Source organism: Bacillus cereus group sp. BfR-BA-01350 (assembly GCF_022663775.1).
Taxonomy (GTDB): domain Bacteria; phylum Bacillota; class Bacilli; order Bacillales; family Bacillaceae_G; genus Bacillus_A; species Bacillus_A paranthracis.
In genome coordinates this window covers 471,617-491,843 of sequence record NZ_JAKUGD010000002.1, presented here as the reverse complement: position 1 = coordinate 491,843, position 20,227 = coordinate 471,617, and the positions used below count along the sequence as shown (strand labels likewise).

Here is a 20,227-nt window from a genome sequence, read left to right as displayed (position 1 = left end):
TTAAAATAGTTAGGAGAAGTTAATAATGAAAATTCGTAAAGCTGTAATTCCAGCCGCAGGACTAGGAACTAGATTCTTACCCGCGACTAAAGCTTTACCAAAGGAAATGCTTCCAATTGTTGATAAGCCAACAATTCAATATATCGTTGAAGAAGCTGTAGCATCTGGTATTGAAGATATTTTGATAATAAGCGGACGAGGAAAGCGTGCAATTGAAGATCATTTTGATAAATCATATGAACTTGAAGAAATATTGCTAAAGAGTGGGAGAGATGAAATTCTAGAAGATGTAAAAAGAATTTCTAGGCTTGCAAACATTTATTATATTCGTCAAAAAGAACCAAAAGGTCTGGGCGATGCAGTTTATTGTGCGCGTAGCTTTATTGCAAATGAACCATTTGCTGTATTATTAGGTGATGATATTATTCAGTCTAAAACTCCTTGTCTAAAACAATTAATGAATATTTATTTGAAATTAAAGTCTCCCATAATCGCTGTTCAAAAGGTTCCATTAAACGATGTTTCAAAATATGGAATAGTAGTACCAGAAAATAAAATTACCGAAAATCTTGTTCTAGTAGATACATTAATAGAAAAACCACCTTCCCATACATGTATCTCTAATTTAGCAATTATGGGAAGGTATATATTAACTCCTGACATTTTAGAAATAATTCCTAAGCTACCGCAGATTAATGGCATGGAAATCCAACTAACAGATGCGATCCGTATTATGGCTGAACAACAAAATGTTTATGCATATTATTTTGAAGGAGAAAGGTATGATATTGGAGATAAATTTGGATTTATTAAAGCAAATTTAGAGTATGCAATGCAAAGACCTAAATTAAAAGAAGAATTGATGGCGTACTTAAAAATATTAATGGGTAATAATTAATGAGAATAAAAAAAACTGGAAAAATCACAAAAAATATTAAGCTAATTCGTTATTAACTTTTTGTATATATTGATCAGGGACGGTCATGCCAGTAGTTACTAATTTTCCGTCTGGAGTAACATTATGATGGTAACTAATGATATACGGGTGCAAGGATTCCGCCCATGCTTGATATGAACCATTGATATGAATATTAAATTCAGCGGGTAATAAATCCACATTTATTTTTTGATCAGCAAGTGCTAAAGAAAGTGCAAATTGATCTGTATAATATTTATTTTGACCAATAATATTCCACTTTTCATTCGAGAAAAACAAATCAGTAATTATATTAGCGTAATGTATCCATGCATCTCTAAGTGGTTTTACATGTTTTCTAGGTATAAATAGTACAGCACTATTAGCATGTATCTCATTTTCAACTTTAGGTATAGTCAAGTTGAAATAGTTATATAAATATTTCCATTCATCAATAGTAAGGGGATCTAATAAAGAATCACAACGTCGAATACGAGAAGTATATATTTCAGATGAAAAATCACGTGTAATAACAGTATCACAATCTAAGGCTATTAAAACATCATAATCAGCTTCTATTTCTAACATTCTAATTTTATTACAATGACGTTGTAGTTTACTATTATATGGTTTCACTATTCTTACTTGTACACCCATCGTAATTAATTTCTTATAAACTGGCTCATCAACATTATCAACAAAGATTGCTAATAATTTTGCGTCTGCTAATTGACCACCAAATGCTTTTAATGTCTTAAATAAAGTTAAAATTCTAAAATGAAACATTTCATTATTTTCGCCTAAACATGTAACTAGAATTTTTGACAAAATAATCCCTCCTGCATTCGGAAAAATAAATTTACTTAAAATCGATTTTGATTGCGCCATATTATTACTATTCAGTAATAAATAAAAGCAGAACGTTATTAATAAAACAATTGGAGGAATATATATGCATATTATTTTGTTGTCAGGGGGAGCTGGAAAACGGTTATGGCCGTTGTCAAATAATGTTCGTTCAAAACAATTTTTAAAACTATTACCATCAAACCTTAAAGCTGACAACCGAATTTCTATGATCCAGCGAATATGGCAGCAACTATGTAAAGCAAATCTTTCCGAAAACGCAATAATAGCAACAAATAAATTGCAAGTGGAGATCATTCAAAATCAATTAGGAAATAATATCCCACTTGTAATTGAGCCAGAACGACGTGATACGTATCCTGCCATTTTATTATCCTCAATATATTTAAACTCTATAAAAAAAATTAGTCATGATGAAATTGTCATTGTAATACCTGTTGATTTTTATGTGAAAGATGATTTTTTTAAACTTATAAAATCTGTTTCATCTTATCTTAAAGATTCTAACGGAGATATTGCTTTAATTGGAATTAAGCCTATATTAAATGCTGATAGATATGGTTATATAATTCCAAAGCACCCTGCAGTAATTAAAAAAGAATATCAATTAGTTGATTCTTTTATAGAGAAACCAAATACAAAACAAGCTAAAGATTTAATTGATAAAGGTGCCTTTTGGAATTCTGGTATATTTGCATTTAAACTCGGATGTATTTTAGAACATATAAAACAAAAAAATTATCCTTTTGATTTTGATGAAATGGTTCAGTTTTATAATAAATTACCCAAAGACAGTTTTGATTATGAGTTTGTTGAAAAAAATCATAATATTATTGTTATACCTTACGATGGTGAGTGGAAGGATCTAGGGACATGGAAAAGTTTAACGGAAGAAGTAAATAGCCAAGTACTTGGAAAGGGACAAATAAGCTCTAACGCTGAAAATGTAAATATAATAAATGAATTAGAATTTCCAATTTCGGTTGTAGGGGTATCTAACATAGTTATAGCAGTGTGTTCTGATGGTATTCTTATAGCAAATAAAGAAGAAAGTGAGAAAATAAAAAGGGGATTTGGTCAGTTCGATTCACGTCCAATGTATGATGAGCGCCGGTGGGGATCGTATAGAGTATTAGATTATTTTACATCTCAAAATAAAAAGGAAGTATTAACAAAAAAAGTTTTTGTTGCGTCTGGAAAAAACATTAGTTATCAAAAACATTTTCACAGAGAAGAAATATGGACAATTGTGTGTGGAACAGGGCTAGTAGTGGTAGAAAAAGAAATTTGGTCCGTCAAACCTGGTGATGTGATCAAAATTCCTGTTGGCACTTTGCATAGTATAAAAGCAACTACCAATTTAGAGTTTATTGAAGTTCAAATGGGTTCGAAACTGAGTGAGGAAGATATATTCCGTCTTTTTTATGAATGGGATGAAGTTGAAAAATACTGTATGAATATCGAAGAATAGAAGTTTTATTTTAGATAAATCTATTATATTTATAATATATTGCATTGTATTAAAAGGTTTAAAGAAGGTGAGAATGTGAGAAGAAATCATGATTTTAGCGATTCAGGTAAAAAGCGGCTAGAAAAAGTCGAATCGATCTTTACTATCCATAAACCATTCCCACAGCAAGTTACTTATCCGGGAGTTGTGAAACCTAATCATATTAGCCAAGAAGAGCTAAATGAATCAGTAAAAAGTTATTATAATCATTGGAAAATGAGTTATTTAAAAAACGACCTATCCTCATTACCAGGTGGCTATTATGTAAAAGGTGAAATTACTGGGAATCCAGAGGGGTTTACTCCACTTGGAACCTCAGAAGGACAAGGATATGGGATGGTTATAACAGTTTTAATGGCGGGTTATGATTCTGCTGCACAGAGTATTTATAACGGCTTGTTTAAGACTGTAAAAACTTTTAAAAGCTCTAAAAATTCAAATTTAATGGGATGGATTGTTACTGATGATAAAAAAGCTTTTGGATATTTCCCTTCAGCTACAGATGGAGATTTAGATATCGCATACTCATTACTCCTGGCACATACTCAATGGGGATCTACAGGGGCAATAGATTATTTAAAAGAAGCTCAGCAGATGATTACAGAAGGAATAAAAAAGAGTCTTGTTACAATAAATAATCGTTTAAACTTAGGAGACTGGGATAAGGACACTACTCTAAATACAAGATCATCAGATTGGATGATGTCAAATTTTAGAGCGTTTTATGAATTCACAAATGATCAAATTTGGCTTAATACCATTGATAATTTGTACAACATATATGAAGAGTTTAGTACTAAATATTCTCCGAATACAGGACTTGTTTCAGATTTTGTAGTAGACAGCCCTCCGCAGCCAGCCTCTGAAAATTTTTTAAATGAATCAGAGTATACAGGGGCATATTATTATAACGCTAGCCGTGTACCTTTAAGAATAGTGATGGACTATGCAATGTACGGAGAAAAGAGAAGTAAAATCATTTCAGATAAAATTTCAACTTGGATTCGAAATCAAACAAGTGAAAATCCATCAAATATTGTAGATGGATACCAACTAAATGGATCTGTTATTGGTAGTTATGCAACTGCTGTATTTGTTTCTCCATTTATCGCCGCAAGTATTACAAATACCAGTAATCAAAATTGGATAAATAGCGGCTGGGATTGGATGGAAAATAAGAAAGAGAGTTATTATAGCGATAGTTATAATTTATTAACGATGCTGTTTATTTCAGGTAATTGGTGGAAGCCAGTACCAGAGAATAGGCAAATCTAGACTCTAATAATTAGGGATTTACTAATTGAAATAATAAGCATTTGAACTTTTTAGCAAAAAAGATACTCTTTTGTTGAGATTTATACTTTTGTAAAGGGAATTTTAGGATTGACAGAGATTCTTTTATGACGAACTTATTTTATTAGGATAGAACATGGGATTATGGAAAATAAGTTTATCAAAAACTCCCCTATAGATAAAAGAGGAGTTTTTATTATGTCATTAACTTACGAATTAATTCACTCAACAATTTAATCCCGTTAGTCATTTGCTCTGAAGAAGCATATCCATATGATAAACGAATATACCGGTCTGATTCTTCTTCATATATACGTCCTGGGTTTAAAAGAACTCCTTTTGATAGTGCCTCTGAAAATAATTTCTTCATCGGAATGCTAGGTATTACCTTTAGCCATATAAATAATCCACCACTAGGTATATCCCAGGTGGCAATATCTGCACAATACTTATGTAAAGCTCGTATCATTATTTGTCTTCTTTCTTTTAGTTTAATTCTTACGTTCGCTACATGTTCCTCATAAAACCCTTTATTTATCCATTCAGCAGCAACTCTTTGGGATAAGGAGCTTGATCCATAATCTGTTTGCATTTTTATATCTGATAATCTATCAATAACGGGTTCTGGACCGATAACCCATCCAATTCTAAGTCCTGGGGTAAGCGTCTTAGAGAGACTACCAATATATAATATATGTCCATGTTTATCCCTTGATTTTAAAGGATCTGGGGGCGGTGCATCAATCCATAACTCGCGGTAAATATCATCTTCAATAATAGGTAACTGTTCCTTTTCACATATTTTTAATATTTCTTTTCTCCGCTCTTTAGACATTAATATGCCTGTTGGATTTTGAAAACAAGGAATTGAATATAAAATGTTTTTCTTCTGACTGTATTTAATTCGTTTTAATAACTCGTTAGGTAATATACCGTGAGGATCCATAGATATACCAGATAGATTTATATTTGCTGATTGAAATACATGAAGTGAATATAAGTAAGAAGGTTGTTCAAGTAAAACGGTAGACTCTCTATGTAAAAGACCAATTGATATTAATTGCAATGCTTGTAATGCACCCGAGACGATTAATATGGAACCCGGTGATGCATGTATTCCAAATGATTTTACGTATTTACTTATTGCTTCACGTAACGGATAAAACCCTTTTTGTTCCTCATATCCAAAATAATCTAATTCCTCACTTACTTTTTTCATAATGGACTGCATCGTTTCTAACGGAAAAAGATGAGGAGCAAGTTCGCCTTTACTAAGATGGATAAGTTTGTTATTTGCTTCTGCTTCATTTATTTCTCGTACTATTAACTTGCTTGGTTTATGAATACCGGCTTTTACATATTCACTCCAATCGGGCGGGGGATTCGTCGCTAATAATGACCATGTATTATTCGTTACAATTGTTCCTGCTCCAATTTTCCCTTGAATCAATCCATCAGCCATAAGTTCATCTAGTGCAGTTATTACAGTGCTGCGATTTACTTGAAATAATTTCGCTAACTGCCTTTGACTAGGAATCTTACTTCCAATTGGCCATTCTCCATTTTCAATTTTTTCTTTCATATAGTCTACTATTTGCTGATACTTAGGCGTTTTTTTACTAGTTGTCATCAAAAAACTCCTTCGCTCACTTGAAAAATGCCAAGTGGTTGGTTTTTACGATAAAAAACTGGTTGAAGACATTGTATCAACTATTAAATATGATGGGAAGAAATAATTGGTAATTATAAAGTGGTTGGTTTGAAGGGGGAGAGAAAACATGAATTATAAAAAATGGGATTATCGAATTATATGTGCTCATTCTTTTACAATTTTAATTTGGGGAACCGCCTTTCCGGCAATTCGTATGGGTCTTGAATCTTACACACCTGAACATCTTACTTTACTTCGTTTGTTAATCGCTTCATTCATACTTCTTTTGTTTTCGTTTATATACAAACTACGATTACCTGATCTAAAAGATATTCCAGCGATTTTTTTATTTGGTGCTTTAGGATTTACTTTTTATCACATCGCATTAAACTATGGTGAAAAAACAGTAAATGCTGGATCGGCAAGTTTAATCGTTTCAGTTACTCCTATAGTAACGGCAATTCTTGCTTTTGTTTTTTTAAATGAAAAAATGAAAGCAAATGGATGGATCGGTGGTGTAATTAGCTTTATAGGAATTGCTTTCATATCATTTAGTCAAGGGGGGGCTATTCAATTTAATAGCGGGGGATTATTTATATTATTAGCAGCCGTTTCAGAAAGTCTATTTTTCGTTTTTCAAACATCGTACTTAAAAAAGTACGGCTTCTTGCCATTTACCATATATACAATTTTATCTAGTACGGTATGTATGCTTATTTTCTTACCGGGAATGTATCAAGAAATACTGGTGGCTCCTCTTGAAGTGAATTTGAGCGTTATATATTTAGGTTTATTTCCAACAGTACTCCCGTATATTGCATTGGCCTATATTATATCTTATACTGGTGCTTCCGAGGCAACAAGCTCTCTATATTTAACGCCAGTAATTGCTTGTTTTATAGCTTGGGTATGGTTAGGTGAAGTACCTACTTTTATTTCGGTAGTTGGTGGAGTAATTACTATACTTGGAGTTTTAATAGCGCATGTATCATTAAAGAAAGATATTCGAAGTGAAAAGTACAGCGATATAACTGGATAAATTCTATTTAGAAGTGATAATTCCCTGTTTTTTATAATTAAGAAACAGGGAATTTTTTCACTACGTTGAATATGTAAATATATTCTTAATAAAGGGGTTTAAAATATTGAATATCCAGTTAAAGGTTGTTACGAGAGAGAATTGGGAAGATGCTTTAAAGCTGCAAGTTAAAGATAATCAGACGAAATTTGTTCCATCTGTAGCAGTCTCACTTGCTAAAGTATATATAAAACCAGATGGTGAAAATGTAGAATACCAACCATTTGCGATATACAACGGCGATCTAATGGTTGGTTTTGTTATGCATGCTGTTGTAAAAGAAACAACTGATATGTATTGGATAAATGGATTTATTATCGATCAAAATCAGCAAGGGAATGGCTACGGAAAAGCGGCCTTACAGGAAAGTATCTATTTAATAAAAAATACGTTTAAGGCTTGTAAAGAAATTAGATTAACAGTACATAAAGATAATATCTCTACAAAGAAATTATATGAATATTATGGTTTTCGACCATTAGGGCATGATTATGATGGTGAGGAAGTTTATCGTTTATTCGTTTAACTATGATGTAGTAAAGGTGTGAAATGAATTATGCAATTTACTGAAGTGAAAATTGAAGTATTCATCCCTGAAGAATACATTGAAATGTTGAGGAATGAGTTAAATAAAATTGGTGCTTGTAAAACGGGAGAATATGATCATTGTCTGTCCTATAGTTCTGTGAAAGGATACTGGAGACCGTTAAAAGGCGCATCACCTTTTAACGGGGAAATTGGTCAGATTTGTGAAGGGCAAGAATGTAAAATTGAAATAAAGTGCAAACGGGATCTTGTAAAGGATGCACTTGAAGTTATTAACGAAATTCATCCGTATGAAACACCTATGATTTATATTATCCCGATATTAAATGACTATTTTAATCAAATATAAAATAAATGAATGGGAGGAATAGCAATTGAGCAATAAATTTCATCATATTGTACGAGCTGTTATGATAAAGGATAAAAAATTGTTAGTAGCTGAATATATTGGCCATCATTATTTTCTACCAGGTGGTCATGTTGAAGTTGGCGAATCAGCTGAGAGTGCATTAATAAGAGAACTAAGGGAAGAGCTCGGAGTAAATTGTAGTATAAAACAATTTTTAGGAGTCATAGAAAACCAATGGCAAGATAAAGAAATGCTTCATCATGAAATCAATCATATTTTTGAGATAGATTCAGAAGAATTACATATTGATTTCATACCAAAATCTAAAGAACCCCATTTAGCGTTTCACTGGATAGATTATAATCGAGACGCTTTACATACTTATAAAATCATGCCAGCACCTTCCGTTAAAGAGTTACTAGAAAGAAAATTAAGTGATGAACTACTAAACTGTTGGATTAGCAATTTTTAAATACCTCTATTAATAGTAAATCTGTCCAGCAAAAAGTGATTAAGAAAATAGGCTGAAAAACAAGGTACATCACCTAGTGTAAGTTCATATTTTGTTGATGTACGTATTCAAGTATATAGCCATTTGTTTCTACTTTGTTTATTGAAATTTATTAACTTCAATATGTGGACGGAATTTATATTTATAAATGGAGGGGTTTCATAATGAATCAGTTTCAACAAGAACTACAATCATTAAACCTTAATGATTATCAAACTGGTAATGTTGTGTATTGGGATCAACAACAAAGTCAATATCCATACTACTACATTCAAGACGATGCACGTCGTTGCGGCGGATGCGGAGGTTGTGGTGGACGCTGTGGCGGCAGATGTGGTGGTTGTGCAGGTCGTTGCGGCGGATGCATAGGATGCGCTGGATGTTTCGGTTGCTTTAATTGCTGGAACTGGTGGATCATTTAAGTATAGAACATCAAAAATATTTTGCTTGAAGGAAAGGTGTGAAAACTATTTTGCACTTTTCTTTCAAGCTGTAATTTTGTGTATATCAAGGGGGATTTATTTGTATACATATGATAAGTTAATTTCTTGGGTAGAAAATATAAAAGAACAAAACCATAGCTCTGCAGCAGCGCTTTGCATAATGAAAGATAACAAAATTGTACTGGAGCATTATAGTGGCTATCACTCAAATACATCTACAAGCAAGAAAGTAACAGCATCTTCACAATTTAACGTTGCTTCTGCTAGAAAAAGTTATTTAGGATTAATGATAGCGTATGCGCTTTACGAGGGGAAAATAAACTCTATTGATGATGAAGCGATAAAATATTTTAAAGACTTTGATCCTGTATTGCTTAGTAAAACGACGATAAGACATTTAGTAACACATTCGCACGGATTAGAAGAAACGAATGACGGGATAATTTTTCGTGAATTTGAACCGGGGCAAGGATGGGCGTATAGAGATATTAATGTAAGAATGATGACACATCTTATTTATCAGCTATATAGAAAAAGTTTTCCTGAATTGTTAAAAGAGCGTGTGTTTAAACCTGCTAATTTCCAAGAAACAGGATGGAGAATACAGCAAGATGACAATTTAGTTGCAGTTGTTGATGACCCAAATAAAGACGCAATTCGTGAAATTGGTACAGTAGATGACGGTACTGAAAAAAATCTGTTTGTCTCCGCTAGAGAATTTGCACAGTGGGGCAATCTTCATCTAAATCAAGGTATGATAGATGATAAACAAATTGTTCCAAAAGAAGTTATAAAAATCGCTACGAGTTTGCAGAGTCCAACATATGCAAATAAAGAGCTACCACAAAATGGCTTGTTTTGGTTCGTTCAAAATGAACCTGCACAATTAAGTGAACTAGGCGAACGTGTACCAAAAGGCTCGTATCAAATATTAGGAATTACGGGACCAACTATATTAGTAATACCTGAATATAATGTAGTTGTTGCGAAAATGTATAATAAAAGATACAACTACGGCGGTGATAATTATTTATATTATTTACGTGAATTTAGTAATTTAGTCGTTGATACATTTCGTAACAGTAATAGGGCATAATTACTCCTATATCGAAAAGGAGTGAAAGAAAATGAAAGATAAAATAAATAAAAATAAAAAGCAAAACATTAAGGATGTAAATACAGAACAAAATGCAATTTATAGCGATCCAAAAGATGCAGCTAATATGCAAACGGTACCGCAGCCGAAAGATTTTGATGAAATTGAATATTAATTTTTCGTTTATCCGACCATATGATGAATCAAAAATACATCTTAAGTCCCATCACATGATTGAAAACTTTTGGTACTCTATATACATAAGCATTTGAAAATGTCTTATCTTAACAAAGCTTTCTTTAAGTAAATCTAATATAACCTGCAGAAAGACACTTCATAATGGAGTGTCTTTTTGTGTACATGAATTCAATTTCCATTTTTCATGCAGTATCTTGCTTTTTATGATGGTTATACTAACTGTGAAAATTCATGTCACGATAAAAGAAGGGGACAGTTAGTATGAAACAAACTTCTATAAATCCGTTACTAATTGTTCTAGGTACAATCATTGTTCAAATTGGCCTTGGAACAATTTATACATGGAGTTTATTTAATCAGCCCCTTGTAAGTAAGTTTGGATGGAACCTTAATTCAGTTGCTATAACTTTCTCCATTACAAGCTTTTCTTTATCATTTTCAACATTATTTGCAGGAAAGTTACAGCAAAAATTAGGGCTTCGAAAACTCATCGCTACTGCAGGGATTGTGCTGGGACTCGGTTTAATACTAAGTTCACAAGTTTCCTCCTTACCATTACTATATTTATTAGCTGGTGTAGTAGTTGGTTATGCCGATGGAACTGCTTATATTACATCATTATCTAATTTAATTAAATGGTTTCCGAATCGGAAAGGGCTTATTTCAGGTATATCTGTATCAGCATATGGAATGGGCAGCTTAATCTTTAGATATATAAACGGAAATCTGATCGACAGCCTTGGTGTATCACAAGCCTTTTTATATTGGGGGATTATCGTCTTACTTTTAGTATTAATCGGATCGTTCTTCTTACGTGAAGCAATAGTAAGTAACACTGTAGCTGAGACTTTACACAATGATTATACACCTCGTGAAATGATGCGAACGAAACAAGTATATCTTTTGTTTTTTATGCTATTCACATCGTGTATGGGCGGTCTATATTTAATCGGTATGGTCAAAGATATCGGAGTGCAGCTCGTTGGACTTAGCGCAGCAACCGCTGCTAATGCCGTCGCCATGATTGCGATTTTTAACACTGTAGGTAGAATCGTTCTTGGAACGTTATCAGATAAAATAGGTCGAATGAAAATCGTTTCTGCAACGTTTATTATCATTGGATTGTCAGTCTTTACATTAAGTTTCATTCCGCTAAATTACGGCATATATTTCGCATGTGTAGCAAGTGTTGCCTTTTGCTTTGGCGGTAATATCACTATATTCCCAGCTATTGTTGGAGATTTCTTCGGATTAAAAAACCATAGTACAAATTATGGGATTGTATACCAAGGTTTCGGATTCGGTGCACTTGCAGGATCATTCATCGGGGCGCTTCTTGGAGGATTTGAACCAACCTTTATTATAATCGGCGTTCTTTCTGTTATCTCTTTCATTATATCTATTTTAATTCGTCCACCAAAAGCAGAAAAGAAAAAAGAAACACAACATTTATATCGAAAAGTAGCTTAAGTTTAAAAAGAGTCCTCATAAAGGGCTCTTTTTATATTACACAACATTTAATTTTCCCTTTTTAGCCATTGTGTAGGAAGAATACACTTACTTAATTTAAAATGAAATGATTTGAGAAGCAATAAAGTGGTTTATTTATTAACGAAACAAGTAGCAGATAAGTAAAATATTCATATTGTTTTATAAAAGAATCAAAATATTGATAAAAAACTACAGTTAATCCGCTTCGCTAGTAGGCATACATTTCATTATAAAGGTAGTTGGCTTATTTTGGTTACAACTATAATTTCTTCTTTTATTGCATTTACTTCAACAAATATTGATGATATTTTTATACTCCTTGTTTTATTTTCACAAGTAAAGACAGGAGTATGTAAGGAAGAAGATAGAACTTTCCAGGGAAAAACTAAGATAAAAGAACTTTATATTGTTATTGGACAATATTTGGGGTTTAGTGTAATTATTTTTCTAAGTATTATTGGTTCCTTAAGCTCTTTTTTCATTCCTATATCGTGGATCGGATTATTAGGATTCGTGCCAATTTATATGGGGATTAAAGGACTATTCTCACTTCGTTCTAACAAAAGTAATATTATCGTTCCAATCGTTCTAATTGGTTTAGGAATGTTCATTCTTTTTCGCAGTAATACAATAGAATTATTTTACTAATACGTTCAAACTAACGGAAGTTTTAATTAAAAAGAATCAAACGTGGTAAAAAGCCGTACTACAAATAAAATGTAGTACGGCTTTTTACAATTTTAGCGAAATGAAACAGTGCATTACGACTATTGAGTTAGACAGGATATTACGATTATTAAATTGAATAGATACTTTAAAAGGAGCGTGATGATTAAAATGAAAATAGTAAAACAATGGATCCAAGAAGATAGTGATTACATAAGAGAAAAAGTAATTGAATATAATCAAAAACATATTTCAGATGAAGAGAAAAAGCCTTCAGAAAAAATTAGTTTTATAGTGAAAAATGAAGATGAAGAAATAGTAGGTGGAATAACTGCAATTACATTTTGGCATCACGTACATGTTGATTTCCTGTGGGTTTCTGAAGAATATAGACACGAAGGTTATGGAACCAAGTTAATAAAACTTATTGAAGAATTTGCAATTGAAAAAGAGTGTAGGCTAATCAATTTAGATACTTTTAGCTTTCAGGCACCTGCTTTTTATAAAAAACATGGATATAAAGTAATTGGAGTAAGTGAAGATCACCCTAAAGGGCATAATCGATACTATTTTGAAAAAAGGTTAGAAAATATATAGAATCCCAAAATCAATCAAACCATAAAGAGCGTACGCTGAATAATTACTTTCAAAATACGCTCTTTTTTATTTAGAAATGAAGGGGTATCGATTATTACCTTTACTAAGGACAGATAAATGAAATACTCAATTAACTTTTTTATATTTTAAAACGAATAAATGGTAGAATGTAACAAAGATAGAAAATTCCCATTATTAGAGGTGGACTTAGATGAAGAAAGTAAATGTTACATATGCACTTTTATACGATAAAACAAACGAAAAGATCTTAATGGTTAAAAACAAAGGGAAGAATGGTTCTTATTACACACTACCAGGTGGCGCGGTTAAATTGGGAGAAACGTTAGAAGAGGCAGTCATTCGGGAAGTGAAAGAAGAAACTGGTCTACATATAACTGTAAAGGGTATTTGTTACATTAGCGAAGCTTTTTTCGAGGAGAGAGGACACCATGCAATATTCTTTAATTTTTTAGGTGAAATAATCGGCGGGAAAACAAATATAACAAGGCCAAAAGAAATTGAAGAGATTACTTGGATGGAATTACATAGAGCAGAACCGCATTTACGTATACCAGAACACTTATTAAATATATTACAAAGGAAAGAAACAGTACCTTACTTTTTTAACGGAACAATCATTCATCAATCTTCATAAAACTATCATTTCATGTAAGGCGGGGAAAAAATGGAGTTTATCGTTAATCATAAACATTTCACTCAAGCACTTTCAGAAGTAAGTAAAGCAATATCTACCAAAGCTATAATTCCTATACTATCCGGTATAAAAATAACTGCAGATCAATCTGGAATTACTTTAATCGCAAGTAATTCAAATATTTTCATCGAAAAATTCATCCCTAGTTCCATGGATGACGAACAAATTACGACTACCTTAAAAGCAGGAACAATTGTTGTACCTGCAAAATACTTCATTGAAATTATAAAGAAAATGCCAAGCGATATAGTAATAAAAAGTAAGAATGAGCAAACAATTACCATACAATCAGAAGAAATCACATTAAACTTAAATGGTTTTCCAGCGAATGAATTTCCTAACGTACCACAAATAGACGATCATGCAGAAATACAAATAGAAACAAAACAATTGATTGATGCGTTTAAACAAACAGTCTTTGCAGTAGCGAAAAATGAATCTAGACCCGTTCTTACCGGCGTACATATCGAGTTAGACCATAACAAATTAATATGCGCTGCAACTGACTCTCATAGACTAGCTATACGTGAAACACTAATTTCTACTAATATGAAAGCGAATTGTATTGTACCAAGTGCAACCATTAATGAGCTTTTAAAATTAATGAACAGCAATTTAGAATTCGTTTCTATTTATCTATCAGAAAGTCACATTATTTTTACATTCGGCACAACTACGTTATATTCACGACTAATTGAAGGGAAATATCCTAATATTTCTACTCTCATTCCAAATGAATTTCAAACCGTCATTAACATAGATAGACAAAGAATGTTACAAGGGGTAGATCGATCAAGCTTATTAGCAAGTGAATGGGCAAATAACAATGTTAACTTAGAAATTGTAAACGAATCTACCATTCAAATTTCTTCTAACGCTTCTCAGATTGGAAAAATATCTGAGACTCAACAGATAGATGTAATTCAAGGTAAAAAACAATTCAATATATCTTTCGATGGACGATTTATGTTGGATGCTTTAAGGGCAATAAAAGAAGAAACGGTTACTTTAAGTTTCAGCGGTTCTATGAGACCGATATTAGTTGAAGCAGGGACACACTCTGCAGCAATCCATCTTATATCTCCAGTAAGAGCTTATTAAAAACGGAGGAAGGAATCAAATTATGTACAAGCACACTTTATGTTTCATAAAAAGAAATGAAGAGATACTTATGCTAAATAGAAAATATGACCCTGTAAAAGGGTTATGGAATGGTGTAGGAGGAAAGATAGAAAAAGGAGAAACACCTCTAGAAAATGCAATTCGTGAAATAAAAGAAGAGACTAATATAAAAGTTACGCATGATCAAATTCAATTTAAAGGCATTATTAAATGGGAGAATTCTTCATATTCTGGCGGAATGTATGTTTATCTAGTAGAGTTACTTCATGAATTTATATATCACACTCCAAAAAAAGTCTCAGAAGGAATTCTAGATTGGAAAGAGATTTCTTGGATTCTTAGTGACTATAATTACGGCGTAGGAGAGATGATACCTAAATTTTTAGTTGAAGTGCTCCACAATGAATTAATATTAGAACATAATTTTATTTTATCTAATCATAAATTAATAAATTATAGGAATCAGAAATTGGTTAAGCAGGATAGGTTACTTACTTCTTTATATAATACTATTTGCTTATAAATAACAAACTAAGAGAAAATGAAAATTTCAGATAGGAGATTCGATATGTGGACAACAAATATTATCAAAACTCCAAGAGGAAAGTTTGAATATTTTCTAAAGGGAGAAGGACCTCCACTTTGCGTTACTCATTTGTATAGTGAGTATAATGATAATGGAAATACTTTTGCAAACCCATTTACTGACCATTATAGCGTATATTTAGTTAACTTAAAGGGATGTGGCAATTCAGATTCGGCTAAAAATGATTGTGAATATAGTATGACCGAAACGATTAAAGATTTAGAAGCGATTCGAGAAGCTTTATATATTAATAAGTGGGGGTTTGCTGGTCATTCGACAGGAGGGATGTTAGCTCTTGTATATGCGACTGAAGCACAAGAAAGTTTAACGAAAATAATTGTTGGTGGCGCAGCGGCGAGCAAGGAATATGCATCTCATAAAGATAGTATATACTGTAGTAAAAATGTAAAATTTAATAGAATCGTATCAATTATGAATGTATTAAATGATGATAGTACAGTACAAGAAGAAAGAAAAGCATTAAGTAGAGAGTGGGCACTTATGTCTTTTTATTCTGAAGAAAAGCTTGAAGAGGCATTAAAATTGCCGAATAGCGGAAAGACAGTTGGCAATCGGTTAAATTATTTTAGAGAAGTTGAATATAAAGATTATGATGTTCGTCAGAAACTTAAATTCATAAAAATTCCAAGCTTTATATACTGTGGTAAGCATGATGCACAATGTCCCTACATATTTTCCCGTGAAATAGCAAATTTGATCCCGAACGCAACATTAACTAAATTTGAAGAAAGTAATCATAATCCATTTGTTGAAGAAATAGACAAGTTTAATCAGTTTGTCAACGATACATTATAATCAATAAGTAAAAAGCGAATCTTTTATATAAGACAGATTCGCTTTTTATTATAATTAGACTTTTTGCCACCAAGCATACCTAGGATAGTCTGTAGATTTTAACGTAATAGATTCGCCAATTTGAGGTGTTGTAATATTTCAGAAAGAAAGTCTAAGTCTAGATCAATTAAAAGATCGAAAGCTAAAAGCTGCTGTTAAGCAGAGAAAACAAAATTTCCTTAAGGAATATATGAAAAATAAATGTATCGCTAAAACTTGTTCCATTTTAGAAATAAAGGAACCAACTTTTAAAAGTTGGTTAAAAAATGATAATCAATTTAAAAAAGACTATGAAAGAATTCATTCATTATAAAAATGTAAAAAACCTTAGTATATCTATGCTAAGGTTTTTAATTTGGGATTATTAGAGGACACTCATTTTCGTTTATAGAACTTAATAAATACATAGATTTTACAATGAATTTATTAGTAAGGGAGGGAATATGAAATGTTCACTAATAATAGTCCGGAGAATATATTACATACAGCTTATGAAGCAAAAATGATTTCGTCTGGAGATAATTCGCCATCTATAAAAATAAAAGGAACAAAACTTCAATATTTACTTGTATTGATTCATCTTGGTTTTGAGTCAAATGCTATAAAAATGATGTTAAATTGGACGAATGATGAATTTGAAAAGCGCGTTAATTTATTAGAAGCAGAGGGGCTATTGAAACAAATAGGAGGGAGGTACTATCCAACGTGTATGATTATAACAGCTTGTGAAGGAGAAAAGCTTTATAACCTTTGTGAACCTCTAATTAAACCAACACTTAAGATCTTTGAAAACTATTCAAGTCATATTGAAGATATTTCAAAAAGAATCGACACGTTTAATCATTTATCTAGAGAATCTTATAGTCTTTTATTGTATAGTGGTGTGTTATTAGATTTTGGACAAATAAATTACATTGAAGAAAACTATTTAAAAAAGAAACGACCTTTAAGAAATAAGAAACGATATTATTATGCTATTCAAGAACAAGAACTAACAGATATAGAGGCTTTCGGGATGTATGGTAATACGTATTTAGATTTAGGAGAAGTTCAAATTGGTCTTTATGGAAATTCTCGATATTCAACATTAAATTTAATAACAGCAAACAACGAAATATTTGAAGAATATTTTCAAAACACTAATACTGATATTAATTATAAGAAAAAACAATTAGTAAAAGGTTTCGTAGCAGCAGATAGACAAAAAAACTTACATTTAAACGTAGTTTACGAAAAATTAGGCTTATATCAAAATTCACAACCTGTTATCCCTGTATTTAAATCAACAGACTTATTTATACTTAACGAAATTGCAAACACAATCAGTGAAGATTTAGTCTTATTATTCAACGAAAACGATAAACCTTTAAAACAATACTTTGCCAGCAGCAGATACTCAAAAGAAATTACTTATGAAGAGTTTTTTTATCTGGTGGTATCACTTTTTCTATACAAAAGTAACTGAAGAATTAATAAAACAAGGTGTAATTAGAATCAGTTCTCATAAGAACCAGACATATATAATTTATTAAATTTGACCTTCATATAAGTAACAGGAGGGTAGGTATATGACTGTTGTATGCTTAATTAGACATGGTGAAACTGAATGGAATGCTGTTGGAAAGCTTCAAGGCCGTGAGAACATTGATCTAAATAAAAGCGGTAAGCAACAAGCCGAAAAATGCGGTTTGTATTTGCGCGAAAACCGATGGTAAGTAGCATCTATTATGATCAAGAACAATGGAAAATACATACATATAACAAAATTGATCATTTACAAACAGATAATCAATAAAAATATATAGAAAATACGATATAAAAGGAGAGAAGAATCTTGCAAAAGAAATTTATCAATCCAGAAACGATGCCACCAACTTTTGGATACTCACATGTAGTGGAAGTTAGTAACGCTAAACGAACGATTTACATATCTGGACAAGTAGCAATTAATACAGACGGTCAAATTGTTGGAATTAATGATTTAGCTACACAAACACGACAAGTATTTGAAAATATTAAAATCGCATTAGAAGCGTCAGACTTAAATTTCAATGATGTAGTAAAATTAACATTTTTCTTAACAGACATTTCTCAAATGGCCGTTGTTAGAGATATTCGAGATCAATACATTGACACTAATAATCCACCAGCAAGTTCAGCTGTAGAAGTTAGAAAGTTAATTAACGACAACTTATTAATTGAAATCGAAGCAATTGCTGTAGCAAACTAATTTTAAAAACGTATTCGCAATCATATCAATACAATTCGTTTAATGTGTTCATTTTAAACGAATTGTATTTTTTATTATTTAAAGTCTAATTTATATAGCGGATAACTACACAATCAATCACACATTACTAATTCGGTGAAAAAAGGGGAGCATAACACCCGATACTAATTTTTAATAAGTTTATTATTTTTAGTAAGTTAACATAATATATATTATAGGTAGTTATAAAACCAAAGCAATATCAGGTATCAAAACCCAAGTAAACTATACTTAATGAGACGAAACAGAGATTTTTAGTGAGATTCACATAAAATCTTCTTTAAACGCATTTATACAGTTTTTTATCTTTTTTTAGTTATAAATTCATCACAGCAAATCTTAATCGATTATTGATTAAGATTTAACGAATCAAAAACATTTTTGATCAGTAACAATTTTTTTATGCGGAAAAATCTTTTTACAAAATATAAATTAATAATTTTATTTTATGTTGTACTTTATAAATTTATTGCTATTTACACACGTTTTACAACTTTACATTATTTCTTGTTATTTCTGTTATTTACGCTTGACTTTTATTATTCGTATTATCTTACACTCTAGTTAACATAACGTTTATTTTTAACATAAAAAAATCTCCCTCACCTTCAGGAAGATTTTTTAGCTTGCTAGTATTTCATTTATATCTTTTTAGTAGCAATCCCAGTTGTAAATAACATTGGAAAAATTTAGATTTAACAAATCTTCTTTTTTAATAAAGAAATTAGCAACACCAGAATCTCCCCACATAATATTTAATGAGTCGTCTGTATCGATTTGTAGTAATAATATATCATGTTGTTGGTATTTTTCTTCCCATTCCCTTGGATCTGTCTGTGTGAAAAATGGATAACCACCAATTTTATGTCCGAAATCTTTACATAAATCATCATACAGTTCGCCTAATTCTGTATTATTTTCTTCATCAACAATTTCTTCCCAATCAATATCCTCACTAAACATCTTTTCAAATCGATAATCTCTAGATGTTATGGGTTGATAATCTAATTCAAATTGTAATTTTGCTGCTTCAGGTATGATAAAGTCTTCTATTTCTAAAATGTTTAAATAACTAAAATCAGTAATTACCTTATTTAAATCTTCAGTAATTGTAGAATGATAAATAATTCGAAAGTCTTTTTGGATTGTTGGGTGATCAAAATCTGCTCCATAAAGCTCATCATCAGTACTTACGAAAAACTGCAATATTCCTTTTTGGGGCATATATTCAATATGCGGAATTTCTTCAAAATTTAACTGCGCAAGTAACATCATAGGTTGTCCATTTGAATCTTTAGGATGCTCTTGATCTATAGGTAAATACGGATAACCACCAAACTTACTCTCAAAAAGAGTTGTCTCTGCTTTCGTTCCAGTCACTTTAATATACGGTTTTACACTTTCTTCTAAAATAGTACGATACTGTTCTAGTTCTTTCGGAATTTGAAGTTGATACGTATTTTTCATC

21 protein-coding genes and 3 pseudogenes are annotated in these 20,227 nt (G+C 31.5%); 21 read left to right on the top strand and 3 right to left on the bottom strand.

Translation table 11 applies throughout. The features are described from left to right. The first annotated feature begins 25 nt into the window (after positions 1-25). Positions 26-898: a UTP--glucose-1-phosphate uridylyltransferase GalU gene (gene galU, locus MR147_RS06745; RefSeq protein ID WP_270699570.1), complete on the top strand. Its 873-nt coding sequence runs from the start codon at positions 26-28 to the stop codon at positions 896-898. Between the two features lie 36 nt (positions 899-934). On the opposite strand, the gene MR147_RS06740 is transcribed toward galU, so the two are convergent. Next, positions 935-1,744 carry a hypothetical protein gene (locus MR147_RS06740; protein WP_242303839.1) on the bottom strand — a complete coding sequence of 270 codons (810 nt, stop codon included), beginning with the start codon at positions 1,742-1,744 and terminating at the stop codon, positions 935-937. A 124-nt stretch (positions 1,745-1,868) separates the two neighbouring features. Here MR147_RS06740 and MR147_RS06735 point away from each other — a divergent pair, with 124 nt between their 5' ends. Both MR147_RS06735 and MR147_RS06730 read left to right on the top strand, forming a co-directional pair. Next, positions 1,869-3,254: a sugar phosphate nucleotidyltransferase gene (locus tag MR147_RS06735; RefSeq protein ID WP_242303838.1), complete on the top strand. Its 1,386-nt coding sequence runs from the start codon at positions 1,869-1,871 to the stop codon at positions 3,252-3,254. Positions 3,255-3,389: 135 nt separating this feature from the next. Beyond that, positions 3,390-4,568 (top strand): family 8 glycosyl hydrolase, encoded by a 1,179-nt coding sequence (locus MR147_RS06730; RefSeq protein ID WP_396022878.1) that lies wholly within the window; start codon positions 3,390-3,392, stop codon positions 4,566-4,568. Positions 4,569-4,782: 214 nt separating this feature from the next. Here the strand turns inward: MR147_RS06730 and norG are convergent, their stop codons facing one another. After that, the gene (gene norG / locus MR147_RS06725; protein ID WP_472927053.1) at positions 4,783-6,219 is read right to left on the bottom strand and encodes an efflux pump transcription regulator NorG; all 1,437 of its coding nucleotides are present in this window, start codon (positions 6,217-6,219) and stop codon (positions 4,783-4,785) included. A gap of 145 nt (positions 6,220-6,364) precedes the next feature. Here norG and MR147_RS06720 point away from each other — a divergent pair, with 145 nt between their 5' ends. From MR147_RS06720 to MR147_RS06635, 18 genes and pseudogenes are all read left to right on the top strand, one after another. Then, positions 6,365-7,276, top strand: coding sequence for a DMT family transporter (locus tag MR147_RS06720; protein WP_242303835.1), 912 nt, complete (start codon positions 6,365-6,367; stop codon positions 7,274-7,276). Between the two features lie 106 nt (positions 7,277-7,382). Next, positions 7,383-7,841, top strand: a complete 459-nt coding sequence (locus tag MR147_RS06715; protein WP_242303834.1) for a GNAT family N-acetyltransferase — start codon at positions 7,383-7,385, stop codon at positions 7,839-7,841. Positions 7,842-7,871: 30 nt separating this feature from the next. Further along, positions 7,872-8,210, top strand: coding sequence for a divalent cation tolerance protein CutA (gene cutA / locus MR147_RS06710; RefSeq protein ID WP_001160783.1), 339 nt, complete (start codon positions 7,872-7,874; stop codon positions 8,208-8,210). Positions 8,211-8,235: 25 nt separating this feature from the next. Further along, a complete protein-coding gene (locus MR147_RS06705; RefSeq protein ID WP_242303833.1) occupies positions 8,236-8,682 on the top strand; it encodes an NUDIX domain-containing protein in 447 nt (148 codons plus the stop codon). A 203-nt stretch (positions 8,683-8,885) separates the two neighbouring features. Beyond that, positions 8,886-9,143: a heterocycloanthracin/sonorensin family bacteriocin gene (locus MR147_RS06700; RefSeq protein WP_076874565.1), complete on the top strand. Its 258-nt coding sequence runs from the start codon at positions 8,886-8,888 to the stop codon at positions 9,141-9,143. 100 nt (positions 9,144-9,243) lie between these two features. Continuing rightward, positions 9,244-10,260, top strand: coding sequence for a serine hydrolase domain-containing protein (locus MR147_RS06695; RefSeq protein WP_242303832.1), 1,017 nt, complete (start codon positions 9,244-9,246; stop codon positions 10,258-10,260). Positions 10,261-10,291: 31 nt separating this feature from the next. After that, positions 10,292-10,435: a hypothetical protein gene (locus MR147_RS06690; RefSeq protein ID WP_000653324.1), complete on the top strand. Its 144-nt coding sequence runs from the start codon at positions 10,292-10,294 to the stop codon at positions 10,433-10,435. A 284-nt stretch (positions 10,436-10,719) separates the two neighbouring features. After that, positions 10,720-11,928, top strand: a complete 1,209-nt coding sequence (locus MR147_RS06685; protein WP_000815154.1) for an L-lactate MFS transporter — start codon at positions 10,720-10,722, stop codon at positions 11,926-11,928. A 270-nt stretch (positions 11,929-12,198) separates the two neighbouring features. Next, positions 12,199-12,597 (top strand): cadmium resistance transporter, encoded by a 399-nt coding sequence (locus MR147_RS06680; protein ID WP_242303831.1) that lies wholly within the window; start codon positions 12,199-12,201, stop codon positions 12,595-12,597. Positions 12,598-12,786: 189 nt separating this feature from the next. Further along, on the top strand, positions 12,787-13,212 hold the full coding sequence (locus MR147_RS06675; RefSeq protein ID WP_242303830.1) for a GNAT family N-acetyltransferase: 426 nt from the start codon (positions 12,787-12,789) through the stop codon (positions 13,210-13,212). Between the two features lie 211 nt (positions 13,213-13,423). Beyond that, positions 13,424-13,867, top strand: a complete 444-nt coding sequence (locus MR147_RS06670) for an NUDIX hydrolase (RefSeq protein WP_074609454.1) — start codon at positions 13,424-13,426, stop codon at positions 13,865-13,867. A gap of 30 nt (positions 13,868-13,897) precedes the next feature. Beyond that, on the top strand, positions 13,898-15,028 hold the full coding sequence (gene dnaN, locus MR147_RS06665) for a DNA polymerase III subunit beta (RefSeq protein WP_074609456.1): 1,131 nt from the start codon (positions 13,898-13,900) through the stop codon (positions 15,026-15,028). Positions 15,029-15,050: 22 nt separating this feature from the next. Continuing rightward, positions 15,051-15,572: an NUDIX hydrolase gene (locus tag MR147_RS06660; RefSeq protein WP_242303829.1), complete on the top strand. Its 522-nt coding sequence runs from the start codon at positions 15,051-15,053 to the stop codon at positions 15,570-15,572. A gap of 45 nt (positions 15,573-15,617) precedes the next feature. Next, positions 15,618-16,451 carry an alpha/beta fold hydrolase gene (locus tag MR147_RS06655; RefSeq protein ID WP_242303828.1) on the top strand — a complete coding sequence of 278 codons (834 nt, stop codon included), beginning with the start codon at positions 15,618-15,620 and terminating at the stop codon, positions 16,449-16,451. Positions 16,452-16,587: 136 nt separating this feature from the next. Next, positions 16,588-16,803, top strand: a pseudogene (locus MR147_RS06650) (endonuclease); the annotation flags it as partial. 135 nt (positions 16,804-16,938) lie between these two features. Continuing rightward, positions 16,939-18,022: pseudogene (locus tag MR147_RS06645) on the top strand (hypothetical protein). A 36-nt stretch (positions 18,023-18,058) separates the two neighbouring features. Beyond that, positions 18,059-18,202: pseudogene (locus tag MR147_RS06640) on the top strand (histidine phosphatase family protein); the annotation flags it as partial. Positions 18,203-18,324: 122 nt separating this feature from the next. Next, the gene (locus MR147_RS06635) at positions 18,325-18,720 is read left to right on the top strand and encodes a RidA family protein (RefSeq protein ID WP_074609468.1); all 396 of its coding nucleotides are present in this window, start codon (positions 18,325-18,327) and stop codon (positions 18,718-18,720) included. A 690-nt stretch (positions 18,721-19,410) separates the two neighbouring features. On the opposite strand, the gene MR147_RS06630 is transcribed toward MR147_RS06635, so the two are convergent. Then, entirely contained in the window at positions 19,411-20,226 is an 816-nt protein-coding gene (locus MR147_RS06630; RefSeq protein WP_242303827.1) for a YwqG family protein, read from the bottom strand. Position 20,227 lies beyond the last annotated feature (1 nt).

Bases quoted from the DNA above. Each gene is read 5' to 3' on its own strand.
- galU (WP_270699570.1), top strand. From the start codon at position 26: ATGAAAATTCGTAAAGCTGTAATTCCAGCCGCAGGACTAGGAACTAGA.
- cutA (WP_001160783.1), top strand. From the start codon at position 7,872: ATGCAATTTACTGAAGTGAAAATTGAAGTATTCATCCCTGAAGAATAC.
- MR147_RS06735 (WP_242303838.1), top strand. From the start codon at position 1,869: ATGCATATTATTTTGTTGTCAGGGGGAGCTGGAAAACGGTTATGGCCG.
- MR147_RS06660 (WP_242303829.1), top strand. From the start codon at position 15,051: ATGTACAAGCACACTTTATGTTTCATAAAAAGAAATGAAGAGATACTT.
- MR147_RS06675 (WP_242303830.1), top strand. From the start codon at position 12,787: ATGAAAATAGTAAAACAATGGATCCAAGAAGATAGTGATTACATAAGA.
- MR147_RS06700 (WP_076874565.1), top strand. From the start codon at position 8,886: ATGAATCAGTTTCAACAAGAACTACAATCATTAAACCTTAATGATTAT.
- dnaN (WP_074609456.1), top strand. From the start codon at position 13,898: ATGGAGTTTATCGTTAATCATAAACATTTCACTCAAGCACTTTCAGAA.
- MR147_RS06690 (WP_000653324.1), top strand. From the start codon at position 10,292: ATGAAAGATAAAATAAATAAAAATAAAAAGCAAAACATTAAGGATGTA.
- MR147_RS06685 (WP_000815154.1), top strand. From the start codon at position 10,720: ATGAAACAAACTTCTATAAATCCGTTACTAATTGTTCTAGGTACAATC.
- MR147_RS06630 (WP_242303827.1), bottom strand. From the start codon at position 20,226: ATGAAAAATACGTATCAACTTCAAATTCCGAAAGAACTAGAACAGTAT.
- MR147_RS06655 (WP_242303828.1), top strand. From the start codon at position 15,618: ATGTGGACAACAAATATTATCAAAACTCCAAGAGGAAAGTTTGAATAT.
- MR147_RS06670 (WP_074609454.1), top strand. From the start codon at position 13,424: ATGAAGAAAGTAAATGTTACATATGCACTTTTATACGATAAAACAAAC.
- MR147_RS06720 (WP_242303835.1), top strand. From the start codon at position 6,365: ATGAATTATAAAAAATGGGATTATCGAATTATATGTGCTCATTCTTTT.